Source organism: Mesorhizobium sp. NPDC059054, from assembly GCF_042739215.1.
Classification (GTDB): domain Bacteria; phylum Pseudomonadota; class Alphaproteobacteria; order Rhizobiales; family Rhizobiaceae; genus Mesorhizobium.
The window spans coordinates 142,157-162,549 of sequence record NZ_JBHYHV010000002.1 but is presented as its reverse complement, the minus strand read 5'-3'; the positions used below and the strand labels follow the sequence as shown (position 1 = coordinate 162,549).

The following is a 20,393-nucleotide window of genomic DNA, read 5'->3' as shown; positions in this document are numbered from 1 at the left end:
CGCCCTCTAGTTCAGCAAACGCACCAGCCATAGCGAGAGCATCGGCAAGGCGGTGAGCAGCGCCAACCGGATCACGTCGGCGATCACGAAGGGCATCACCCCGCGATAGGTCCGGGTGATCGGCACGTCGCCGGCGATCTTGTTGATGATGAACACGTTGAGTCCGATCGGCGGCGCGGCAAGCCCGATGCCGACCACAACCAGCACGAGGATGCCGAACCAGATCGCCACATCCTCGGCACTCATGCCGAAATCCAGCGCCAGCACGATCGGCACGAAGACCGGCAGGGTGAGCAGGATCATCGCCAGTTCGTCCATGACCGCGCCCAGCACGATATAGACGAGCAGCATGCCGACCAGCACCGCATAGGGCGCCATGCCGGAATTGCCGATCATCTCGGCAACCGTGGTCGGCATGCGGGTCAATGCCAGGAAGGCGCCGAACACCTCGGCACCGAGCAGGATCAGGAAGATCATGCCGGAGGTCTCCGCCGTCTGCAGCAGTGCCTCGCGCATGTTGCGGATATTGAGCTTGCGCTGCGCCAGCCCGAAGACAAGCATGACGATGACGCCGACCGCCGCGCCCTCCGTCGGGGTGAAGACGCCGCCATAGATGCCACCCACGACAATGACCGCAACGGCGGCCGCGGGCACCAGTGCGAAATCGGCAACCAGCAGTACCAGTCCGATAGTCGCAGCCAGCACAGCAGCCGTGATGCTGACCAGCCCAAAATAACCGACACCAACGGCGGCCAGTGCGAGCAGGCCACCGGCTGGCCGCGCCCAGGCTGGTTGCGGCAGGCGTTCGACCTCGCGCTCGACCGGCGGCGCAAGCTCCGGCCGGCGCCGAACGACGACGGCAATCGCGATGCAGTAGAAGGCGGCGGCAAGCAGGCCTGGGATGAGAGCCGCCTGGAACAGCTTGGCGATGTTTTGCTCGGCAGTGATGGCATAGATCACCAGGATGACCGAGGGCGGGATGAGAATGCCCAGCGTGCCCCCTGCCGCGATCGTGCCGGTGGCAAGGCCGAGGTCGACGCGGGCCCGGCGCAATTCCGGCATCGCCGCGCGCCCGAATGTCGCCGTGGTCGCGACCGAGGAACCGCAGATGGCGCCGAAGCCGGTACAGGCGAGAATAACGGCCATGGGCAGGCCGCCACGCGTCTTGCCCAGCCGCCGCTCCGCGGCCTGGAACAGGGTTGCCGCCATGCCCGAACGCTCCGCCAGCGCGCCCATCAGGATGAACAACGGTATGACCGACAGCGTGTAGGAAGCGAACTGCCGGTAGGTGTTGGTCTGCAGATAGTAGAACAGCGCATTCCAGCCGGAGAGGTAGGCGTAGCCACCCGCCCCGACCACCAGCATGGCGAGCGCGATCGGCATACGGATGGCGATCAGGACCAGCATCGCCGCGAACCCCAGAAGGGCGAGTTCGACGCCGCTCACGCGCGGCCTCCGAATTTCAAGACGGCAACCGCCAGAGCACCGACGAAGGCCACCGCCGCAAGTGCTGCGCAGATGGCGTAGACCGGCCAAATCGGCCAGGAAATCTGCACCATGGTTTCGTTGTATTGGAAGGATTCCTGCGCACCGGAAACCAGCCCCCAGGCAAAGAAGCCGAGGAAGGCGGCAAGCACGAGATCCCAAACGGCGTCGATCGCTGCATTCATCCTGGCCGGCAGTCGCTGCGTGAAGGTATCGACCGCGATGTGGCCGTTGCGCATCTGCGTGTAAGGCAGGAAGGCGAAGACAGCGACGCCGATGCCGATTTCGACGAATTCATAATCGGCGGGGATCGGTTTGTTGAACAGCCAGCGGCCGATCACGCTCGTCGTTACGATGCCCGCCACGATCAGGATCAGGATGCCGCCGGCAATCGCCACGGCCCCCGCTATTCCTTCGACGGCCCGGGCGAAGCGGCCCGACGGCTCGGATTGCGCCTCCATCAAACCTCCCTCTCCCGGATTTACGCCCCGGCAGGTTCCGCAAAAGTGTCTTGCGGTTTTGCGATAAGAACCTGCGATAAAACACACGCCAGGCAGACGATGCGTGAGAAGCCACGCAAGTCCGCTTGGGCGCAATCGGCCATGGCAGGCATCAAGCCGCGCTGTATTTCGTGATCAGCGCCTTGGCTTGCTCGATCATCGCGGCGCCGTCCAGCCCCTTGCCCTTCATGTCCTCGACCCATTTGTCGCGAACGGGTTGGGTCGCCTCGATCCAGCGAGCCTTTTCTTCCTCACTGATCTCGGAGAGCGTGTTCTTGCCGCTGGCCTTCACCTTGGCCGCCACTTCCGTTCCGACATCGTCCCACATCTTGCCTGCAAGCTTGGCAAAGGTCATGCCAGAATTCTTGTCGAGCACTGCCTTCAGGTCATCCGGCAGGCCGGCATAGCGGTCCTTGTTCATGGCGAGGAAGAAGGTGGTGGTATAGAGCGTTGGCGTGCCGGGAACCGAGGTGTGATAGCGGGTCAGTTCGTCGACCTTGATCGAGGGCACGACCTCCCAGGGGATCACGGCGCCGTCGATCACCTTCTGCGCCAGTGCTTCCGGAGTCTGCGGGACGGGCATGGACACCGAAACCGCGCCGAGCGCCGAAAGCGCCTCGCCGGCCAATCGGGTCGGGTTGCGCAGCTTGAGACCGGCGAGATCCTCCATCTTGGCGATCGGCTTGTTGGTGTGGATCAGGCCCTGGTCATGCGCCCAGAAGGACAAGAGCTTGACGTCCGCAGTCTCCTTGGCGAGATGCGCATCGCCATATTCCTGCGCCGCCGGTGCATTGGCGGTTGCCTTGGGTGCCGCAACGAAAGGCAGCTCGAACACTTCCGTCGAAGGGAAGCGTCCGGGCGTGTTGCCGGGCAGAGTCCAGACGATATCGACGACGCCGTTGCGCGCCTGGTCATAAAGCTGCGGCGGCTTGCCGCCGAGCTGCATGGCCGGATAGATCTCGATCTTCAGCTTGTCGCCGCTGTCGGCGGCCACCTGCTTCGCCCACGGCTCCAGCAGCCTGGCATGCACGTTCGAGACCGGCGGCAGGAAGTGATGCAGTTTGAGCGTCACGCTCTCCTGCGCGCGGGCGCCCGTAGAGCCGAGCAGCGCCGGCGCCGCCAGAAGCGAAGCGGAACCCTGCATGAATTTCCGACGCGAGATGGCCATTCCTATCCTCCCTGGAACAGTCGATAGTTAACGCGTTATCTAGAACGTGGAACTTGTGGGCTGGCAGGAGGCTTGTCAAGCAGATCTGCCCCAGGCCAGCGGCCAAAATTTCACAATGTGAAATTGGTAGCGCCCTTGACCACGGAAGCCAATGCCACGAAACGCGTTTCGAACGATCACTTGCCAACAGCCCGATCAATCCCGCGACAGCTGGACCATAACCAACGCCTTGCCAAGCAGGGTTTCTGTCTCGCCTGCCAGCTCGAAACCGCAACGGCGGTAGAAATTCTCGACTTCCAGCGCGGCGACGACCTTCAGCACCGTGGCACCGGACACTCGAGCACGCTGTCTGGCGTCTTCGACCAGTGCCCTGCCGATACCTTGGCCTGCCATTTCCGGCTCGACGAACAGACCGTCGAGTTCCGCTTCCCTGTTACCGGTCGGCAGTATGATGGCGAAGCCCGCTACCTTGCCATCGACTTCGGCAACCACGGCGGAACCGTCCCGAAGATGCTCGGCAGGCAGATGCACGATGCTTCGGTCCTGAAGCAGGGCACCCCGATAGGCCGGATGCACCAGCGAGGCCCGCCACTGCAACTCTTCGAGTGCTTGGCGCTCGGCGGGACGCGCATGGCGCAGGACCATGAAGGGCCGTTTCGACGCTGTTTTCTCTGCCATGGCGATACCAGCTCAGCTGCCCTCGATTTCGGCCAGTCGCGCTTCCAGGAACCGGCGCTCTGCCGGTTGCCGCGCCAATTCCAGCGCACGTCGATAAGAAGCCTTGGCGGGCTCCATCTGCTTGAGCTTGCGTTGCATGTCGGCGCGCGCCGCATACGCCAGGTGGTAGCCGTCGAGACCACCTTCGCCCAGCACCGCTTCCACCGCTGCCAGGCCCGCCGCAGGGCCGTCGCGCATGCCAATGGCGGCAGCGCGGTTGAGCGATGCCACCGGCGAGGGATCGACACGCAATAGCATGTCATAAAGGCCGACGATCTGCGCCCAGTCGGTGTCCTCGATGCAAGAAGCGCCGGCATGAACCGACGCGATCGCCGCCTGCAGCAGGTAAGGCCCAGCCCGGCGCATGGCAAACGCGCGCTCGACAAGGCCAAAGGCCTCCGCGATCAGGTCTCTGTTCCACAGTGAGCGGTCCTGATTTTCCAGCAAAACGAGGTCGCCCGCGGCGTCGACACGCGCCGTCCGCCGGGACTCATGCAGCAACATCAGCGCCAAAAGACCGATCGGCTCCGGTTCATCGAGCAACCCCACCACCAGCCGCCCAAGCCGGATGGCCTCGGTGCCCAGATCGGTCCGGGTCAGCTCCGGCCCTTCGGTCGCCGCATAACCTTCGTTGAAGACGAGATAGATCACCTTCAGCACGCTTTCGATACGAGCCGGCAATTCGGCGTGATCCGGTACCTCATAAGGGATAGCCTCATCGCGGATCTTCGCCTTCGCACGCACGATCCGCTGCGCGATCGTAGGCGCCGGCGCCAGATAGGCGCGTGCAATTTCTTCCGTGGTCAGCCCGCCGACCTCACGCAGTGTCAGCGCGATGCGCGCGTCCGGTGCCAGCGCCGGGTGGCAGCAGGTGAAGATCAGCCTCAATTCGTCGTCGTGGATCGTTTCCGGCAACACGGTTTCCACCGTGGTGTCGGCCAGGGCATTGAGATCCGGTATGGCCGCGGCGAGCCTGGCCTGCCGTCGCCAGCGGTCGATGGTCTTGAAACGCCCCGTCGAGACCAGCCAGGAATAGGGATTGGCTGGCACGCCATCGACTGGCCAGCGCTGCGCGGCGGCGGCAAAGGCCTCATGCAAGGCCTCCTCCGCCGCTTCGAATCCGCCGAGCAGGCGGATCAGCGTTGCCAGCACGCGCCGTTTCTCGCTGCGGTAGACCGCCTCGATGGTGGCGCGTGCTTCGGCTTCCGTCACTCAGAGATCATCCAGGGTGGGAGGCGGCGTCGAGAAATCCACCGCAGGCCGCACCTCGATCGAGCCGATACGGGCCAGCGGATGGGTGCTGGCCACCCGTGCCGCTTCGTTGAGGTCGCGGGCGTCGATGGCGATGATGCCGCCAAGCATCTCGCGGGTTTCCATGAACGGCCCGTCGGTGGACGACATCTTGCCGTCGCGCACCTGTACGGTCATGGCACTGCTTGGCAGTTCGAGTGCCTCGCCGGCAACGAAATGGCCGCTTTCCTTCAGCTTCTCGTCATGGTTGGCGCACTCGGCAAGCGCGGCATTGGATTCGGCGCTGCCATCGAACAGCTTCTTGGCATCATAGTAGATCAGGCAGATATAGCGCACGGGTCATCTCCTTGCGGTGTGTTGTTGACGCCCCTTGTCGAATGGCTCGACACGGATTCGACATCGCCCGAAAAATTTTCTCGAAAAAATTCCGGTCCTGCGGAAGGCGCCCGAACCGCCGCCTTCCTGCAACAGCGCTGCTAACCCAGCAGCCCCTTCACCACGCCGCTCGCCTTGCCGAAATCCATCTGCCCGGCGAATTTTTCGCGCAACGCGGCCATCACCTTGCCCATGTCCTTCACGCCGGCCGCACCTGTCTCGGCAATGACGGCGCGGATCGCCGTTTCCGTCTCGGCGGCGTCCATCTGCCTGGGCAGGAAGTCGCGGATGATGGCGATCTCGGCGCGCTCATTGGCCGCGAGTTCCGGCCGGCCGCCATCCTCGAAGGCCTTGGCCGATTCCTCGCGCTGCGTCACCATCTTGGCGAGGATCTGCAGGATCTCGTCGTCGCTGGCCGCATCCTTGGCATTGCCGCGGTTGGCGATGTCGCGATCCTTGATCGCCGACTGGATCAGCCGCAGCGTGGTGAGCCGCGGCTTGTCGCCCGCCTTCATGGCTGCCTTGACCTCTTCGGTGACCTTCTCGCGCATCGTTCTTCTCCTTGGTTGACCTGATAAATGGCATTTCAGCCGAAATCACAAGCTTGCGGCACGAATCCCGCCCTGGCGTGCCTTGTGGCGATTGACCCTGCCCGCCCCTTCACTTATGGGAAGGCCTTGCAACCAAACTGGTTACATGGATTGGCGTGGGCAAAGCTGCCCGGCGCTTTTTGGCGCGCAATCTGAAACCGGAACGGTTGCTTCTTGTCCGCCTCTTGATGGAGAGCCCGCCATGGCCGCCGCGACCACCCCCTGGACCACCGAAAAGCCGACCGCCCTTCTGGTTCTGGCGGATGGCACGGTCATCGAAGGGCGCGGCCTCGGCGCTACCGGCTCGGCCGTCGCCGAAGTCTGCTTCAACACCGCGCTCACCGGATACGAGGAAATCCTCACCGACCCCTCCTATGCCGGTCAGATCGTCACCTTCACCTTCCCGCATATCGGCAATGTCGGTACCAATGACGAGGACATCGAGGATCTGAACCCCGCGGTGCGCGCCGGCGCCGTTGGCGCCATCTTCAAGGCCGACGTGACCGACCCGTCCAGTTTCCGCGCCGCCGGCCATCTCGACCAGTGGCTGAAGCGTCGCGGCATCGTCGCCCTTTCCGGCATCGACACGCGCGCGCTCACCGCGTTGATCCGCGAGAAAGGCATGCCCAATGCGGTCATCGCGCACGCCCCTGACGGCAAATTCGATATCGCTGACCTGAAGCGCCGCGCCGCCGCGTGGTCGGGTCTCGTCGGCCTCGACCTCGCCAAGGAAGTCACTTCCGGCCAGTCTTCGGTCTGGAAGGAAACACCCTGGGCCTGGAATGAGGGGTATGGTGAACAGGCCGAGCCCACCATGCATGTGGTGGCGATCGACTACGGTGTGAAGCGCAACATCCTGCGCCTGCTCGCCGGCCTAGGCGCCAAGGTCACCGTGGTGCCGGCCAAGACAGGCGCCGAGGAGATTCTGGCCATGAAGCCGGATGGCATCTTCCTGTCCAACGGCCCTGGCGATCCGGCCGCCACCGGCGAATATGCCGTCCCGGTCATCCAGGGGCTGCTCAAGACCGATATCCCGGTGTTCGGCATCTGCCTCGGCCACCAGATGCTGGCGCTGGCGCTCGGCGGCAAGACCGAGAAGATGCACCAAGGCCACCACGGCGCCAACCATCCGGTCAAGGATCACACCACCGGCAAGGTCGAGATCGTCTCGATGAATCACGGCTTCGCGGTCGACTCCAAGTCACTGCCGGAAGGCGTTGAAGAGACTCATATTTCGTTGTTCGACGGCTCGAATTGCGGCATCACGCTGAAGGGTCGTCCGGTCTTCTCCGTGCAGCATCACCCGGAAGCCTCGCCGGGTCCACAGGATTCGCACTATCTGTTCCGCCGCTTCGCCAACCTGATCCGCGCCAAGAAGGGCGAACCGGCGCTGGCCGAACGGGCTTAACGTCTCAACTTCGATAAATGAAAAGGCGGCCTCAGCCGCCTTTTTCGTTTCAATGACCACCAGCAGCCCCTTCCTGGGCGTGCATCTGTTCGACCTCCTTCGGCGTCGGTTTCGCCACCTTGGTAACGAAGACAAGCACCGACATGGCCAGGAAGAATGCAGCCAGCAGATAGGGAGCGCCGCCGAACAACACCGGAGCGTTCGGCCCGGTGAACCACGAGAAGATCGCCGTATAGAGCAAGGGCGTGATGATCGAGGTGATCGAGAAGATCGAGGTCATCGCACCTTGCAGCTCGCCCTGTGCCGAGGGCGGCACCTTGGCGGCGGCAAGACTGCGCAGCGGCGGATCCGCGAGCGCCTCCAGGCAGCCGGCCACGATGACGGCGTAGATCATCCAGCCCTGCATGGCGAAGGAATAGCCAATGGCGCTTGCGGCCGTGAAGGACAGTCCGATCGCGGCTGTCTTCCACTCGCCAAGTGCGGGAATGACACGCGGCAGGATCGTCGCCATGACGATAGCCCCGCACAATCCGAAAGCGCCGAGCGAAAAGCCGATCTGCTGCTCGCTCCAGCCATAGCGATAGGTGGAAACGAACGACCAAACCGCCGGATAGACCATATGGCCGAGCGTCATCAGGAAGAACACCAGTCCGATCCAGCCGATGCCTTCATAGTTGCGCATCTGCATGAGCGTGCCGACCGGATTGGCACGTTTCCACTCGAAGCGGCGGCGATGTTTCTTGTCCAGCGTTTCCGGCAGCAGGAAATACCCGATGATAAAATTGAGAAGGGCAAGTCCGGCAGCGAAATAGAACGGCACGCGCGGCCCGAATGTGCCGAGCAGACCGCCGAGCACAGGACCGATGACGAAGCCGACGCCAAAGGCGATGCCGAGCAGGCCGAAATTCTTGGCCCTGTTCTCATCGGTCGAGATGTCGGCGATGAAGGCCGAAGTGGTCGAGTAACTGGCACCGGAAATGCCGGCAAGCACCCGCCCGATGAACAGCATCGGATAGGACCAGGCGATGGCGCAGATCAGGTTGTCGATCGAAAAGGTCAGCACCGAGGCAAGCAGCACCGGGCGACGGCCGAAGCGATCGCTGAGGCCGCCGATGATCGGTGCGAACACGAACTGCATGGCGGCATAGACGAAGAACAGCCAGCCGCCCTCGATGGCCGCCTCGCTCACACCAACGCCGGTCAGTTCCTGCAGATAGGCCGGCAGCACCGGCATGATGATGCCGAAGCCGATAATGTCGAGCAAAAGGGTGGTGAAGACGAGGATTAGGCCTCGTCTGGCGGTCTTGGCTTCCAACATGATGGCACGTCCCTCATCCGCCTCGTTACGGCGGGACGGCTCTTATAGGGGAAGCTTGCCATAAGAACAATGAAAGAACGGGCACTTAGTCTCTCTCCTGACAGCAGCCGTCAGGAGAAGGGCCGTTTTGTGAAGTAATGTTCTCTCGTCTTTCCTTCCATGCCGCGAGACCGGCACCTGGTGCCGCCTCGACGCCATGTCAGATCGGATTGTTGAAGGTGTCGCAGGACGACAGCTTGCCCGAATCGAAGCCGGCCTTGAACCAGCGCTGGCGCTGCGCCGAGGTGCCATGGTTGAAGCTTTCCGGCACGACATAGCCCTGCATCTTCTTCTGCAGCGTGTCGTCGCCGATCTGCTTGGCCGCATTCAATGCCTCTTCCAGATCACCCTGCTCCAGAATGCCCTTCTGCGCGGTGAAACGGCCCCAGACACCGGCGAAGCAATCGGCCTGCAGTTCGACCCGCATCGACATCTGGTTGGCGTCGGCCTCGCTCATGCGCTGCCGCATCTGGTTGAACTTGGGCAGTACACCGGTGAGGTTCTGCACATGGTGGCCGACCTCATGCGCGATCACATAAGCCTCGGCAAAGTCGCCGGAAGCGCCGAACTGCCGCGACAGTTGATCGAAGAAGGCCGTGTCCAGATAGACCTTATGGTCGCCCGGGCAGTAGAACGGCCCTGACGCAGAACTGGCAAAGCCGCAGGCGGAACGGATCTGACCGGAGAACAGCACGAGCTTCGGCTGCTCGTAAGTCAGGCCATTGGCCTGGAAAACACCGGTCCAGACGTCTTCCGTTTCGGCCAGGATGGTCGCGACGAACTGCTTCATCTCGTCATTGGCTTGTGCACTCTGGCCTGGCTGGTCGGATTGGCTGATCTGACTGTTGTCGCCGGGCAGCAAGCTGCCGCCACCGCCGCCCAGCACCTGGATCGGATCGATGCCGAGGAACTTCAGCCCGAAATAGAGCACCACGAGAATGATGATGGTGGACAGGCCGCCACCACCGGCACGGCCACCGATCGGAATGCGGAACTGGCCAGGTCCGCCCCCAAGACCGCCCGGCAAACCGCCGCCGCCATTGCTGCGGTTGTCCTCGATGTTGTCACTCTGCCGGCGACCCTTCCAGAGCATGGCAACTCCTCGCATAGACTAGCCTCGGCCGCCTGGCCGAACATGATCAGTGTTATCGCAACGGTTGCGGCAAGTCACAGGATTTTTCGTTGTGCAAGCACGCTTGCCGGACCACGAAATCTCCTCCTGTGACCGTCAAAACGCCAGCCAGAACAACCGTTTGTAAACCATTCAGTAACCATAATCGCAATAAAACCACCACATTCTCAAGGGGATAGCTTGGCTGTGGTTTCGTTTGGACGCCGTCTGGCGCGTGTCTTCACTTTTGTCTTCATCGTTGTAACGAGCGCTGCCTGCGGTACCGCCAGCCACAATATGGCGGGCGGTGAGACCAGGCTCGCCTTCGTCGCCGAACCAACGCAAACAGCAACCAGGGATGCCGGCGCCACCCCTCCGCTATCCTTTGGCGGCCTCGCCGGCCGCACGGTGACGGTCGACAGCGTCTCAGACCTCAGGCTGCGCAAGCACGAAGTGGCACTGACCTTCGATGATGGCCCGGTGCCTGGCCGCACGCCCGCCGTGCTCGACGCGCTTGACAAGGTCGGCGTGAAAGCGACCTTCCTGATGGTCGGTCAGATGGCGCATGCCTATCCCAGGCTGGTGCGCGAAGTGGCCATGCGCGGCCACACCATCGGCACCCATACGCAGAGCCATGCCAATCTCACACAGGTCAGCACGCCAGACGCTGAAGCACAGATCAACAGTGGTATGAAGAACGTCTCGGATGCATTGGTGCCGACACGTTATCGCGCCGCGCCCTTCTTCCGTTTCCCTTACCTGACCTCAACGCCACGGCAGCGTCGGCAACTGGCGGCGCGCGGCATCACCGTCATCGACGCCGACATCGATTCCAAGGACTATTTCCAATCGAGTCCCGAACAGCTGCGCCAGCGCACGCTCGCTCGTGTCGAAGCGCGTGGTTCCGGCATCATCCTGATGCACGATATCCATGCGCGCACCGGCAAGATGCTGCCGGCCCTGCTGGCAGATCTCAAGGAGCGTGGCTACAAGGTGGTTCGCCTGGTGCCCGGCGGTCGCGCCGAAAACCTCTTGGTGTCTTCGCTCACCCACAACATGAGCGCCGGCTATCCAGCACCGAAGACCATGCGGAACTGAGCCGCCCTACAATCCCTTCGCCATGGCGCGCCGGAATGCCTCCAGCGTTTCGGCGCTGACATGGTGCTCGATGCCCTCGGCATCAATGCGGGCGGTTTCGGCACTCACGCCGAGTGCACGCAGGAAAGCTTCCACCGTCTGGTGACGGATACGGCTCTCGTCGGCAACCTTGCGCCCCGCTTCCGTCAGGAACACGCCGCGATAGGGCTTTCGCGAAACCAGCCCATCGGCGCACAGTCGAGTCAGCATCTTGGCCACAGTCGGTTGGGCCACGCCAAGCCGGGCGGCGATGTCGACCTGGCGTGCTTCGTTACCGTCCTCGATCAGGTCGGCGATCAGTTCGACATAGTCTTCCACCAGCGCGCTGCGGCGCGCTTCGCGAGTGTGCCGAAACCCTTCTGAATGCACCTCCGCATCCGGCAACGGCTCGTCGCGCGGGACTGATCGTGGTCTCGACGCCAATCGCTTCTCCTTGACATGCAGACAGCCGGTTCAACCAGCGTTCTGCTTTTATAGCACAGGCTCTGATTTTTCAGCGCCTTTTCTATTTTCGTTCGAAAGGTCGAAAAATCCGCCGTTTCAGCGCGCGCCGTATCGCCCGAAGCACCTTCCAAGCCGCCTTTAGGCGAAAATCGAGATGCGATCAAAAAGCCGAGACAATAAAATATAGCATATTGCATAATGTTGAGCGACGGCATAAATTTGAATTGCTAGACAATCCGCAATCCAGCAGGACTTCGCATGCAAGACGCCGACGTCGCCGAAACCATGCCCTCCGGAAAGGCCTTCTTCCGGTCGATGGGCGACGGCCGACCGAGCCTGCCGGAAGTCAACTCCTCCATCGCCGTGCCCACCACCGGCACCTGGCTTCGCCGCCTGTTCGCCTTCATGGGTCCCGGTTATATGGTCTCGGTTGGCTATATGGACCCGGGCAACTGGGCCACTGACCTCGCGGGCGGCGCGCAGTTCGGCTACACGCTGCTCTTCGTCATCATGCTGTCAAACCTGATGGCGATCCTGCTGCAGGCACTGGCCGCTCGCCTCGGCATCGCCACCAGCCGCGACCTCGCCCAGGCCTGCCGTGCCTATTATCCCAAGCCCGTTGCCTACGCCTTGTGGGTGGCCTGCGAACTCGCCATCATCGCCTGCGACCTCGCCGAAGTGATCGGCACGGCCATCGCGCTCAATCTTTTGTTCGGCATTCCGCTCATTGGCGGCGCACTCATCACCGCGCTCGATGCTTTCCTGGTGCTTTTGTTGATGAACAAGGGTTTCCGCTATCTCGAGGCCTTCGTGATCGCGCTGCTCATCATCATCTTCGGCTGCTTCGCCATCCAGATCTTCGCGGCGGCGCCCGAGCCGGGTTCGATCCTGCACGGCCTGTTCGTGCCGTCGTCCGAGATCGTCACCAATCCGGCCATGCTCTACATCGCCATGGGCATCATCGGCGCCACCGTGATGCCGCATAATCTTTATCTGCACTCTTCCATTGTGCAGACCCGCGCCTATCCGCGCACCGAATCCGGCAAACGCGACGCCATCAAATGGGCGACGCTGGATTCCACCATCGCGCTGATGCTGGCGCTGTTCGTCAATGCCGCCATCCTCATCGTCTCGGCAGTCGCCTTCCACGGCAGCGGCAACCAGAATGTCGCCGAGATCGGACAAGCCTATGAGCTGCTGTCGCCACTGCTTGGTCTCGGCATCGCCTCTACCCTGTTCGCCATCGCCTTGCTCGCTTCGGGCCTCAACTCGACGGTGACGGCGACCCTGGCCGGCCAGATCGTGATGGAGGGTTTCCTTCATCTGCGCATACCGCAATGGGCACGCCGTCTGCTCACCCGTGGCCTCGCTATCATCCCGGTGGTGATCGTCACGGCGCTCTACGGCGAAAAAGGCACGGCGGAGCTGCTGGTGCTCAGCCAGGTCATCCTGTCGATGCAGCTCCCCTTCGCGGTGATCCCGCTGGTCCACTTCGTCTCGGACCGCAACAAAATGGGCTCATTCGCCATCCCCAGGGGAGTAGCGATCCTGGCTTGGGTGGTAGCGGCGGTGATCGTTGGTCTGAACCTAAAGCTGCTCTACGACACCTTCACCGGTCTCGTTTGAGGCAGTCGCCACACGGCTGTCCAAGAAATCGGCTATGTTGCGGCAGTGCTGATATTGTGTCCGCGCCGCCGCAAGGTTTTCTAAGTATCCATGAGCCGTGTCGCCGAAGCCCGTCGTTTTTACGCCCGCCTGCTGGCCTCGCATGCCGGAGCGCAAGATCCGCGCCTCGAGGAGGCCTTTGCCGCGATACCGCGCGAAGCCTTCCTTGGTCCCGGCCCCTGGACGGTGATCACCACCCCTTGGACGGCGCGCAACGGTCGAAACACGGTCGAGACGCCAAGCGCAGATCCGGTCCATATCTATCAGAACCAACTGGTGGCGCTGGATCGCGATAAAGGCATCAACAACGGCGAACCGCTGCTGCACGCCATGTGGATGACGAAAATAGCGCCAAAACCGGGCGAACATGTCACCCATATCGGCGCCGGCACCGGCTATTACAGCGCCATCCTGTCCAGGCTCGTGGAGCCTGGCGGCAAGGTAACGGCCTACGAATATGAGGCCCATCTTGCCGCTCGTGCCGTCGACAATCTTGCCGGTTACACGAACGTGACTGTCATCCACGGTGACGCCGTGCGCGAAGAATTGCCGCCGTCGGACGTCATATACGTCAATGCCGGCGCCATTGCCCCGCCCGTTTCCTGGCTGCAGGCGCTGAAACCGGGAGGCCGGCTGGTCTTTCCCTGGCGGCCGGTGGAAAAGGTCGGTCTTGCGGTCATGGTGACGCGGCAGGAAAAGGGCTTTGCCTGTCAGCCCTTCATGCGCTCTTGGTTTATCCCCTGCATCGGCGCCTCGCATCCGGACACCACTCCCGGTGCAACCGTCAAGGTGCCGACTTCCGCCCAAGCCAAGCGCAGCCGTTCCGTGTTTCTGACCAGACAGAAGGCTCCGGACGCAACCGCCATCGCTATCTTCGGCGATGTCTGGTTCTCGTCGCGAAGCCTTGATCCCCGAAAGTCGGCCTGACCCCTATTCGGCTGGCATGGCCACCGGCCGTGCGGCGCGCTGGCTGAGCAGCAGCACGCCAAGGCCGGCGATAGGAAACAGGGCCGCCGCGATACCGAGATCGGCCGTGCCGCCATATTGCAGAACCAGACCGCCAACGACCGCGCCCAGCGCCACACCGAGATAGAGCGCCGACGCGTTGAGCGAGAGCACGATGGGAGCAGCATCCGGTGCCAGTTTGACGATGCGGCTGGCCTGCGCCGGCGGGAAAGCCCAGCCGATCAGGCCCCAGGCAGCGACCAACACGAACAGCACAGGCCCTGCGAACGGATGCGGCAGCAAAGGCACCGCCGAGATCAACGCCAGAACGATGGTGACCAGCCCGAACGACCACGCGACGGTACGCGTCGCGCCGAAGCGGTCCGCCATCTGGCCGCCGGTGATGTTGCCGGCGACGGCGCCGACGCCGAAGGCAAGCAGCAAACCAGGCAGGGCGATCTCACTCAGACCGGCCCCTTCGATCGCCAGTGGCGCAATGTAGGAGAAGACCGTGAAAGCGCCGGTCAGGATCAGCAGGGTCTGGACGAGGATCGGCAGCACGCCGGGACGCAACGCTGCCCGCAATCGTTCCCGAAGCGGCAATCGCGTACCGATCAGCCCACGTGGCAGGCGCCAGGCCAACACCAGTCCCGCCAGCGCGCCGAGCGCCGCCACCGCGAAGAAGGTGCCGCGCCAGCCGGCGAAGGTTCCCAAAAGCGCGCCGAGCGGCGCGCCGACCGCCACCGCGACGGTGGTGCCGCCGACCACGACGGAAATCGCACGGGCGCGGTGATGGGCGTCGACCAGCGACACCGCCGTTGCCTGTGCCGTTGCGGCGAACAGCCCTGACGCCAGAGCCATCACGATGCGCGCGGCAAGCAACACTGCGAAGGAAGACGAAAGCCCGGCCACGACATTGCCGAACACGAAGAATGCCAGCGTCCACAGGATGATGCGACGACGGTCCCAATCGCCGGTCAGTGTCGCCAGAACCGGCGCGCCAACCGCATAGGCCAGCGCAAAGGCGGTGATCAGCACACCCGCCACCGGCACTGAGATGCCGGCATCAGCCGCAATCTCCGGCAGCAGGGCGGAAATGACGAAACCCTCGGTCGAGATGGTGAACGAACCGAGCGCAAGCCAATAGAGGCGCTTGTCCATGGGAAATCCTTAGTTCAAAGATTATTGAACAATTGAACTTGCTTTGGCGATTTGTCAATCGCCCGCGACGAGGCTTTGTTCAAAAAACATTGAATATTTGAACAAGGGTTGGCTGTTTTTCAATTCCATGGCACAAGGTTCCTGCCAGCCTCATGTCAGTGGACCGTCGAAGCGCACGGTTTGCCGGCGCATTGAACCAGGCCGAAAACGGCCCTACCTTGAGCGCATGTCCCCTATTGAGCGCGTGTCTATGACCCTGCCGCACCCGACCACCGATCAGATCAGCCTGCCGCTGGTGCTCTCCGTGCTTGGCGACCCGACCAGGCTGGCCATCGTCGCCCACCTCGCCCATCGCGAAGGCGGCAAGGGACGGATGAACTGCAGTCAATTCCTGGCGCTGGGATCAAAGACCAATCTCAGCTACCACCTTGCCAAGCTGCGCGAGGCGGGGGTCACCCGAACCGAAGTGGTCGGCACCCAGCGCTTCCTCACGCTGCGCCGCGAGGACCTCGACCAACGCTTCCCCGGCCTGCTCGACAGCATCGTTGCCGGCGTCGAATTCGCAGCAATCCCCAAGATAGAGGAATCGGTCGAAATGGCGTGAAAAACGCCTTTCGTCTCACCTTCGCGACCCGTGAAACTATTTTGCAAGGCGTTTCGAGAAGGCATCTAAAGGCGGCTACGCCTTGAACAGCTCGTTGTAGATGCCGACCCATTTCTTCAGCGGCTCACCCGCATCCGCAGGCGTCAGCATCCTGTATTTGAAGTCTGCGGTAACAGGGCTGGTTCCCGGCTCCTTGGGTGGAACGCGCGGATCGGCGGGCGGATAACCCGCCTCGCGAACCAGTTCTTGCCCTTCTTGCGAGCACAGATATTCGATGAACAGCCTGGCTGCATTCGGATGCGGCGCGTTCTTGGCAAGGAAGATGGCTCCAAGATGCCCCACGAACGGTTCGGTTCTCGCGGCCTTGACCGGAGCTCCCTTCGCCTGGCTGATATAGGTCTGGTGATTATAGATCATCAGCCCGATCGGATACTGACCGGCAATGACGTTATCCAGAACCACGCGCTGGTTGCCGGCAACGTTGACGATCCTCTGCTTCGAGAGCTTCTTCAGATATTCCATGCCCTTTTCGTCGCCCATGACGTTCAACACATTGGCGATGAAACCGGCTGGGCCTGATAACGCGGGCGTATCGGCCCAGGCCATCCTGCCTTCCCATTTCGGATCGAGCAGGTCCTCATAGCTCTTGGGCGCTTCGTCCTCGCTGACAAGATCGGTGTTGTAGCCGGTGGTCAGATAGATCGAATAGATGGCAGTGTAGTAGCCGTCCTTGTCCTTCATATCTGGCGAGAACGACGCGGCATTGGACGGCCGGAACTGACCGACAAGGCCGGAGGCCAGCAAGGGCGGAAAGACGGCGCCTGATGAGTCGAACAGGTCGGCCAGGTTTTGGCCGGCATTCGCCTCACTTCGCATGCGCAGCACGGTCTCTGCCTCGGTGACCGAGGTAAACCGCACATCGATGCCGTAGCGCTGCTTGAATCCAGCCGCCACTGGCCGTACCAGCTGATTGACCACGATGCCCGTATACCAGGTGATGCTACCCTCTTCGCGGGCCCGCGCGACAAGCGCCTCATCCGGCTCCGCGAAGGCTCTTCCGCCCATTGCGCTGACTGTCAGCGCCGATGTCGCCGTGACCAGCAATTCGCGTCTCGTAAGCATCGCAACTCCCTCTTGCGTTGGCATAACGCCGGGGAATTGTCGGTCCGGTGAAATCTCCACGTCAAAGGAGTTTAGCTGGCTGTACCGGTGAGATTTACTCATCTCACCGTTGTTTGGACCACTATTGCTCGGGAATTATGAACGGAGGGAACCGCAGCGAATCCGCTCCGCATTTGTGCCAGGTCATTTCGGCGCTCGCCTGATCCTTCTTGCCAAGACACCAGTTCCGCTCGTTTAGCGCCGCACCATAGACCGATCGCGAAAGGCATGCCGCCGCGACCTTGACATCTCCACCGGGGGCACCGCGGCAGGTTGAATTGCTCTCCTTCCAGAGCGTGATCAGTTCCTCAGGCGTTTCGGACGCGTCGGGAAACTGCATGTCCTCGGCCTGCGCGGCCCATGTGGAGAGCAGGCCGGCAACAGCGATGGCAAGCAGTCTCATGATCGGTCTCCGTTGCTGTGCCCGCCGGAAAGTACCATGTCACGGGATCTGGCCCGGACAAAGAGGCACGCTGCACATCAGCTTGCGGCGAGATCAGCTATCGGGAAGAAACGTTTATCTCTTCCACCTCAGGGGCGATCGGGAACGGATTGACCGAATAGGAGTTCGAAGTCAGGCCGCTGCCGGTGCGAATGATGATGCGCTCTTCCTTGAACCGCTCGAAGGTGGCGCGGGAAATCCGCATCGATTTGCCCCTGGAATCGGCAGCGGCGACTTTGTTCGACCAGGGAAAATAGGTGATGGTCGCGACACGCTTGAGAAAGCGCTTTTCCTTGTCGCTCAGCTCGATTGAAATGCCTGCTCCACCCATGTCGCGACAATACGAACAAGCCGGAATTTGTCCAGCAGGACGAGAGACGGGCATGCCTGCCTCAAACCACGCAGTATGCTGCTCTTCCTGGTTGAGGGCAGCCGGCCTGAATGTGCTATTTGGCAACAGCCAGGACGATGGCGATTATGATAAGAAGTGGACCCATCCACTTGAAATGCTTGATAAGATGGCTCCACCACGCCGGCTGCCCGGGATTGGCCTGAATCGGAAACGCAAGCAGCCCGAATCCGATCCCGGACATCCAGAGCCCAACACAGAACATGATGAACTGGTCGATGTAGTCGGCGACCATTTTGCGCTCCCGTTCCAACCATTGCCAAAACAACGGAAGGCAACTTCGCTTGAAAATCAAGGGAGGGGTCGTTGGGCGCGACCGGGACCTGAAATACTCGACTATGGCTTACGCATTTCATCCCGTCGAACCGGCCGGTGGAGCCGTATGGTTCACGCACCACTGTACTGGCCTCCGCAACAATACAGATTGTCGGATTCGTATTGCACTGTCCCTGTCCACGCCATTCCCGCTTTCGTAAGACCAGCACATGAACACGGCTGACAGATCACCCGTTCGGATCGGCGCTCTGGTCCCGCTGACCCAGCCTGGCTGGGTCGAGGCGGGCCGGCACTTGCTTGCCGGGATCGAGTTGGCCGTCGACGACGTCAATGAAGCCGGCGGAATCGTCGGAAGACCACTTGAGCTGGTAATCCGGGATACCGCGGCCGATCCCCGAAGGGCCGCGGCGGCAGTGGACGAGCTGGCGAACCTGGGCGTATGTGCCCTGGCTGGAGAGTATCACAGCGTCGTCGCTCGCGCCGCCGCTGCCAGGGCGGATGCCCTCGGCCTGCCGTTCCTCTGCTCATCCGCGGTTCTCGACGCGCTCACCGAGCAGCCGACGCAATGGGTCGCCCGCCTCGCCCCGGCGCAGTCCCGCGGCTGGCAAGTCTTTGCCGACTACTTGCTTGGCGCAGGTCACAGCCGAATTGCATTGGCAGTCGATCAGAGTGTCTACTGGGCCTCCGGAGCCCGTATTCTGCGCGACCATCTCGGTCGACATAGCGGCACCGTCATCGAACTCGACGCGCGTTCGCTCGCCCCCTCAGCGGTATGCGACGAACTCGTCGACAACCGCGCCACGGCCCTGCTTCTTCTGGTCGGCTACCCCGAACCGGCAGTGTCCCTTGTCGAGGCCGTCCGCCGCGACCGGCGCCTCGCCGAAATCATGATCGGCGCGCCGGCGGGGCAGCCGGAATTTGCCGAATTTGCGACATTGCTGGGCCAGGACAGCGCCGCGATCCCGTTCCTGCGCTACCTGCCCGAGCGTCTGAGCCCCCTCGGTGCGCGCGTTGACGTGGCTCTTCGTCGGCGGCTGGCGGCAATGCCTTCCTTTGTCGCCTTCGAGGGTTACGACACGATCGCCGTCCTCGCGGAGATGCTGCGTTCCTGTGGTGTCGATCGGGATCGCATCGCCGAAGCCTGGTCGTGCATCACAGTGAAAGGTACCCGCGGACAAATCCGTTTCACCCGCACACCAGGCATCAGCGTGTGGCAATGGGTCTGGGCGCCAATCCAGGTCGTTGAACGGAATGCGACGGAGCCGGGCGGCTTTCGGGTCCTCCACGCAGGCTGAGCCGAAACACGGCTCTATTACAAGCTGCCTCACGATGTGCTCAGCTGCTCACAATCCCGCCCCTCCTTTGCCCGAAACCGGATCTACGTGACGATTTCGTGACTGTTTTGCGACAGGAGAGGAACCGTGGCGACAGGTCTTCATGGCGGACATCCCACAACCGTCGATCTTGCCCGTGGGATGGATCAGTTCGGGCTTTTGCTCACTGCATTCCTGTTCGTTGGCGCGACGACCGCTTTCGCGGCTTTCGTCGCCGTTTGGGCGCCGGATTTTCGGCCGTTGCTTTTGCAGGAAGACGGCATCGTCGAAATGGCCACCGCCGTCTTCTTCGCGGTGGCAGCCATCGAGGCCGGCATTTCAATCGCCACCTGGGGACTGCGGCTGCCGCTTCTTCTGGCGGGCCTGATCGGCTTTGCCGAGCTGATGGACGAAACCAGCTTCGGTTCGCGCCTGCTCGGCTTCCAGCCGCCGCCGCTTTATGGTGGCGGGCAGCTGGACGGCTTCCATGATCTGCTGATTGTCGTCTTTCGCCTGATGCGTGACCTGAACCCGCTCCTCGCCTGGCTGCTGGTGGGACTGATGCTTGCGGCCTCCGTCGCGCTGGTGGCTTTTGTGGCGATGCAAGTCCTGAGAGGTTTCAGGGGCGATCCGAAACGTCTCTCGACCCACACACTGCTTTTTGCACACTTTCCCTTTATCGGCCTGGCACAGGTCATCGACATTTCCGCCTCCTCTTCGCCCGCCCTGTCGGCGATGGAAGAGGTCTTCGAGCTTGACGCGGCGATCCTGCTTGCCTTCTACGCTCTGCAGCAGGCACGCGAGGCGCGGTTTGCCAATATCGGGCGGTCGTAGCCATACGCTTGCTCGCGTATCGTATCGGACCGGACAAGCA

General features: G+C 62.3%; 22 protein-coding genes. 7 read left to right on the top strand and 15 right to left on the bottom strand.

Translation table 11 applies throughout. The annotated features are described in order from the left end of the window. Positions 1–6: 6 nt before the first annotated feature. The 7 genes from ACFWXH_RS08595 to ACFWXH_RS08565 all read right to left on the bottom strand — a co-directional run bounded on the left by ACFWXH_RS08595 (position 7) and on the right by ACFWXH_RS08565 (position 6,047). Positions 7–1,446: a TRAP transporter large permease gene (locus tag ACFWXH_RS08595; RefSeq protein ID WP_379119252.1), complete on the bottom strand. Its 1,440-nt coding sequence runs from the start codon at positions 1,444–1,446 to the stop codon at positions 7–9. Beyond that, positions 1,443–1,946, bottom strand: coding sequence for a TRAP transporter small permease (locus ACFWXH_RS08590; protein ID WP_054310692.1), 504 nt, complete (start codon positions 1,944–1,946; stop codon positions 1,443–1,445). The genes ACFWXH_RS08595 and ACFWXH_RS08590 overlap by 4 nt, the downstream gene beginning before the upstream one ends. A gap of 151 nt (positions 1,947–2,097) precedes the next feature. Continuing rightward, a complete protein-coding gene (locus ACFWXH_RS08585; protein ID WP_054310693.1) occupies positions 2,098–3,153 on the bottom strand; it encodes a TRAP transporter substrate-binding protein in 1,056 nt (351 codons plus the stop codon). A gap of 195 nt (positions 3,154–3,348) precedes the next feature. Then, the gene (locus ACFWXH_RS08580; protein WP_379119249.1) at positions 3,349–3,831 is read right to left on the bottom strand and encodes a GNAT family N-acetyltransferase; all 483 of its coding nucleotides are present in this window, start codon (positions 3,829–3,831) and stop codon (positions 3,349–3,351) included. Between the two features lie 12 nt (positions 3,832–3,843). After that, on the bottom strand, positions 3,844–5,082 hold the full coding sequence (locus tag ACFWXH_RS08575) for an RNA polymerase sigma factor (protein ID WP_379119247.1): 1,239 nt from the start codon (positions 5,080–5,082) through the stop codon (positions 3,844–3,846). Next, complete coding sequence (locus ACFWXH_RS08570; protein WP_054310696.1) at positions 5,083–5,457, bottom strand: YciI family protein; 375 nt, start codon at positions 5,455–5,457, stop codon at positions 5,083–5,085. Between the two features lie 140 nt (positions 5,458–5,597). Beyond that, positions 5,598–6,047 (bottom strand): GatB/YqeY domain-containing protein, encoded by a 450-nt coding sequence (locus ACFWXH_RS08565; protein WP_379119245.1) that lies wholly within the window; start codon positions 6,045–6,047, stop codon positions 5,598–5,600. Positions 6,048–6,288: 241 nt separating this feature from the next. Between ACFWXH_RS08565 and carA the strand changes: the two genes are divergently transcribed. After that, positions 6,289–7,494, top strand: a complete 1,206-nt coding sequence (gene carA, locus ACFWXH_RS08560) for a glutamine-hydrolyzing carbamoyl-phosphate synthase small subunit (RefSeq protein WP_379119243.1) — start codon at positions 6,289–6,291, stop codon at positions 7,492–7,494. A 49-nt stretch (positions 7,495–7,543) separates the two neighbouring features. On the opposite strand, the gene ACFWXH_RS08555 is transcribed toward carA, so the two are convergent. Beyond that, the gene (locus ACFWXH_RS08555) at positions 7,544–8,812 is read right to left on the bottom strand and encodes a TCR/Tet family MFS transporter (RefSeq protein ID WP_379119241.1); all 1,269 of its coding nucleotides are present in this window, start codon (positions 8,810–8,812) and stop codon (positions 7,544–7,546) included. A gap of 199 nt (positions 8,813–9,011) precedes the next feature. Continuing rightward, entirely contained in the window at positions 9,012–9,944 is a 933-nt protein-coding gene (locus ACFWXH_RS08550; RefSeq protein WP_379119239.1) for a neutral zinc metallopeptidase, read from the bottom strand. 225 nt (positions 9,945–10,169) lie between these two features. Here ACFWXH_RS08550 and ACFWXH_RS08545 point away from each other — a divergent pair, with 225 nt between their 5' ends. Next, positions 10,170–11,060 (top strand): polysaccharide deacetylase family protein, encoded by an 891-nt coding sequence (locus ACFWXH_RS08545; protein ID WP_379120876.1) that lies wholly within the window; start codon positions 10,170–10,172, stop codon positions 11,058–11,060. A 6-nt stretch (positions 11,061–11,066) separates the two neighbouring features. Here ACFWXH_RS08545 and mntR read toward each other — a convergent pair whose 3' ends face one another. Continuing rightward, positions 11,067–11,522 carry a manganese-binding transcriptional regulator MntR gene (gene mntR, locus ACFWXH_RS08540; RefSeq protein WP_379119237.1) on the bottom strand — a complete coding sequence of 152 codons (456 nt, stop codon included), beginning with the start codon at positions 11,520–11,522 and terminating at the stop codon, positions 11,067–11,069. Positions 11,523–11,801: 279 nt separating this feature from the next. On the opposite strand from mntR, the gene ACFWXH_RS08535 reads away from it, so the two are divergent. Beyond that, positions 11,802–13,169 carry an Nramp family divalent metal transporter gene (locus ACFWXH_RS08535; RefSeq protein WP_379119235.1) on the top strand — a complete coding sequence of 456 codons (1,368 nt, stop codon included), beginning with the start codon at positions 11,802–11,804 and terminating at the stop codon, positions 13,167–13,169. Positions 13,170–13,259: 90 nt separating this feature from the next. Continuing rightward, positions 13,260–14,135, top strand: a complete 876-nt coding sequence (locus ACFWXH_RS08530) for a protein-L-isoaspartate O-methyltransferase (protein ID WP_054310704.1) — start codon at positions 13,260–13,262, stop codon at positions 14,133–14,135. 3 nt (positions 14,136–14,138) lie between these two features. Here ACFWXH_RS08530 and ACFWXH_RS08525 read toward each other — a convergent pair whose 3' ends face one another. Next, entirely contained in the window at positions 14,139–15,314 is a 1,176-nt protein-coding gene (locus tag ACFWXH_RS08525; RefSeq protein WP_054310705.1) for an MFS transporter, read from the bottom strand. A 250-nt stretch (positions 15,315–15,564) separates the two neighbouring features. On the opposite strand from ACFWXH_RS08525, the gene ACFWXH_RS08520 reads away from it, so the two are divergent. Continuing rightward, the gene (locus ACFWXH_RS08520) at positions 15,565–15,918 is read left to right on the top strand and encodes a helix-turn-helix transcriptional regulator (protein WP_054310706.1); all 354 of its coding nucleotides are present in this window, start codon (positions 15,565–15,567) and stop codon (positions 15,916–15,918) included. 75 nt (positions 15,919–15,993) lie between these two features. On the opposite strand, the gene ACFWXH_RS08515 is transcribed toward ACFWXH_RS08520, so the two are convergent. The 4 genes from ACFWXH_RS08515 to ACFWXH_RS08500 form a co-directional block, all read right to left on the bottom strand. Then, entirely contained in the window at positions 15,994–17,040 is a 1,047-nt protein-coding gene (locus tag ACFWXH_RS08515) for an ABC transporter substrate-binding protein (RefSeq protein ID WP_161808071.1), read from the bottom strand. Between the two features lie 121 nt (positions 17,041–17,161). Beyond that, a complete protein-coding gene (locus ACFWXH_RS08510) occupies positions 17,162–17,482 on the bottom strand; it encodes a hypothetical protein (protein ID WP_054310708.1) in 321 nt (106 codons plus the stop codon). 97 nt (positions 17,483–17,579) lie between these two features. After that, on the bottom strand, positions 17,580–17,852 hold the full coding sequence (locus ACFWXH_RS08505) for a hypothetical protein (protein ID WP_054310709.1): 273 nt from the start codon (positions 17,850–17,852) through the stop codon (positions 17,580–17,582). A gap of 115 nt (positions 17,853–17,967) precedes the next feature. Continuing rightward, positions 17,968–18,165 carry a hypothetical protein gene (locus ACFWXH_RS08500; RefSeq protein ID WP_054310710.1) on the bottom strand — a complete coding sequence of 66 codons (198 nt, stop codon included), beginning with the start codon at positions 18,163–18,165 and terminating at the stop codon, positions 17,968–17,970. Positions 18,166–18,415: 250 nt separating this feature from the next. Here ACFWXH_RS08500 and ACFWXH_RS08495 point away from each other — a divergent pair, with 250 nt between their 5' ends. Together ACFWXH_RS08495 and ACFWXH_RS08490 are read left to right on the top strand one after the other, a co-directional pair. After that, on the top strand, positions 18,416–19,501 hold the full coding sequence (locus ACFWXH_RS08495; protein WP_379119231.1) for an ABC transporter substrate-binding protein: 1,086 nt from the start codon (positions 18,416–18,418) through the stop codon (positions 19,499–19,501). 126 nt (positions 19,502–19,627) lie between these two features. After that, the gene (locus ACFWXH_RS08490; RefSeq protein WP_379119229.1) at positions 19,628–20,353 is read left to right on the top strand and encodes a hypothetical protein; all 726 of its coding nucleotides are present in this window, start codon (positions 19,628–19,630) and stop codon (positions 20,351–20,353) included. The last annotated feature ends 40 nt before the right edge of the window (positions 20,354–20,393 follow it).

What these genes read in the sequence shown, in the direction of transcription:
- ACFWXH_RS08590 (WP_054310692.1), bottom strand. Translation starts at nt 1,946, where the DNA reads ATGGAGGCGCAATCCGAGCCGTCGGGCCGCTTCGCCCGGGCCGTCGAA.
- ACFWXH_RS08585 (WP_054310693.1), bottom strand. Translation starts at nt 3,153, where the DNA reads ATGGCCATCTCGCGTCGGAAATTCATGCAGGGTTCCGCTTCGCTTCTG.
- ACFWXH_RS08580 (WP_379119249.1), bottom strand. Translation starts at nt 3,831, where the DNA reads ATGGCAGAGAAAACAGCGTCGAAACGGCCCTTCATGGTCCTGCGCCAT.
- ACFWXH_RS08565 (WP_379119245.1), bottom strand. Translation starts at nt 6,047, where the DNA reads ATGCGCGAGAAGGTCACCGAAGAGGTCAAGGCAGCCATGAAGGCGGGC.
- carA (WP_379119243.1), top strand. Translation starts at nt 6,289, where the DNA reads ATGGCCGCCGCGACCACCCCCTGGACCACCGAAAAGCCGACCGCCCTT.
- ACFWXH_RS08555 (WP_379119241.1), bottom strand. Translation starts at nt 8,812, where the DNA reads ATGTTGGAAGCCAAGACCGCCAGACGAGGCCTAATCCTCGTCTTCACC.
- ACFWXH_RS08550 (WP_379119239.1), bottom strand. Translation starts at nt 9,944, where the DNA reads ATGCTCTGGAAGGGTCGCCGGCAGAGTGACAACATCGAGGACAACCGC.
- ACFWXH_RS08535 (WP_379119235.1), top strand. Translation starts at nt 11,802, where the DNA reads ATGCAAGACGCCGACGTCGCCGAAACCATGCCCTCCGGAAAGGCCTTC.
- ACFWXH_RS08530 (WP_054310704.1), top strand. Translation starts at nt 13,260, where the DNA reads ATGAGCCGTGTCGCCGAAGCCCGTCGTTTTTACGCCCGCCTGCTGGCC.
- ACFWXH_RS08525 (WP_054310705.1), bottom strand. Translation starts at nt 15,314, where the DNA reads ATGGACAAGCGCCTCTATTGGCTTGCGCTCGGTTCGTTCACCATCTCG.
- ACFWXH_RS08520 (WP_054310706.1), top strand. Translation starts at nt 15,565, where the DNA reads ATGACCCTGCCGCACCCGACCACCGATCAGATCAGCCTGCCGCTGGTG.
- ACFWXH_RS08515 (WP_161808071.1), bottom strand. Translation starts at nt 17,040, where the DNA reads ATGCTTACGAGACGCGAATTGCTGGTCACGGCGACATCGGCGCTGACA.
- ACFWXH_RS08510 (WP_054310708.1), bottom strand. Translation starts at nt 17,482, where the DNA reads ATGAGACTGCTTGCCATCGCTGTTGCCGGCCTGCTCTCCACATGGGCC.
- ACFWXH_RS08505 (WP_054310709.1), bottom strand. Translation starts at nt 17,852, where the DNA reads ATGGGTGGAGCAGGCATTTCAATCGAGCTGAGCGACAAGGAAAAGCGC.
- ACFWXH_RS08500 (WP_054310710.1), bottom strand. Translation starts at nt 18,165, where the DNA reads ATGGTCGCCGACTACATCGACCAGTTCATCATGTTCTGTGTTGGGCTC.
- ACFWXH_RS08495 (WP_379119231.1), top strand. Translation starts at nt 18,416, where the DNA reads ATGAACACGGCTGACAGATCACCCGTTCGGATCGGCGCTCTGGTCCCG.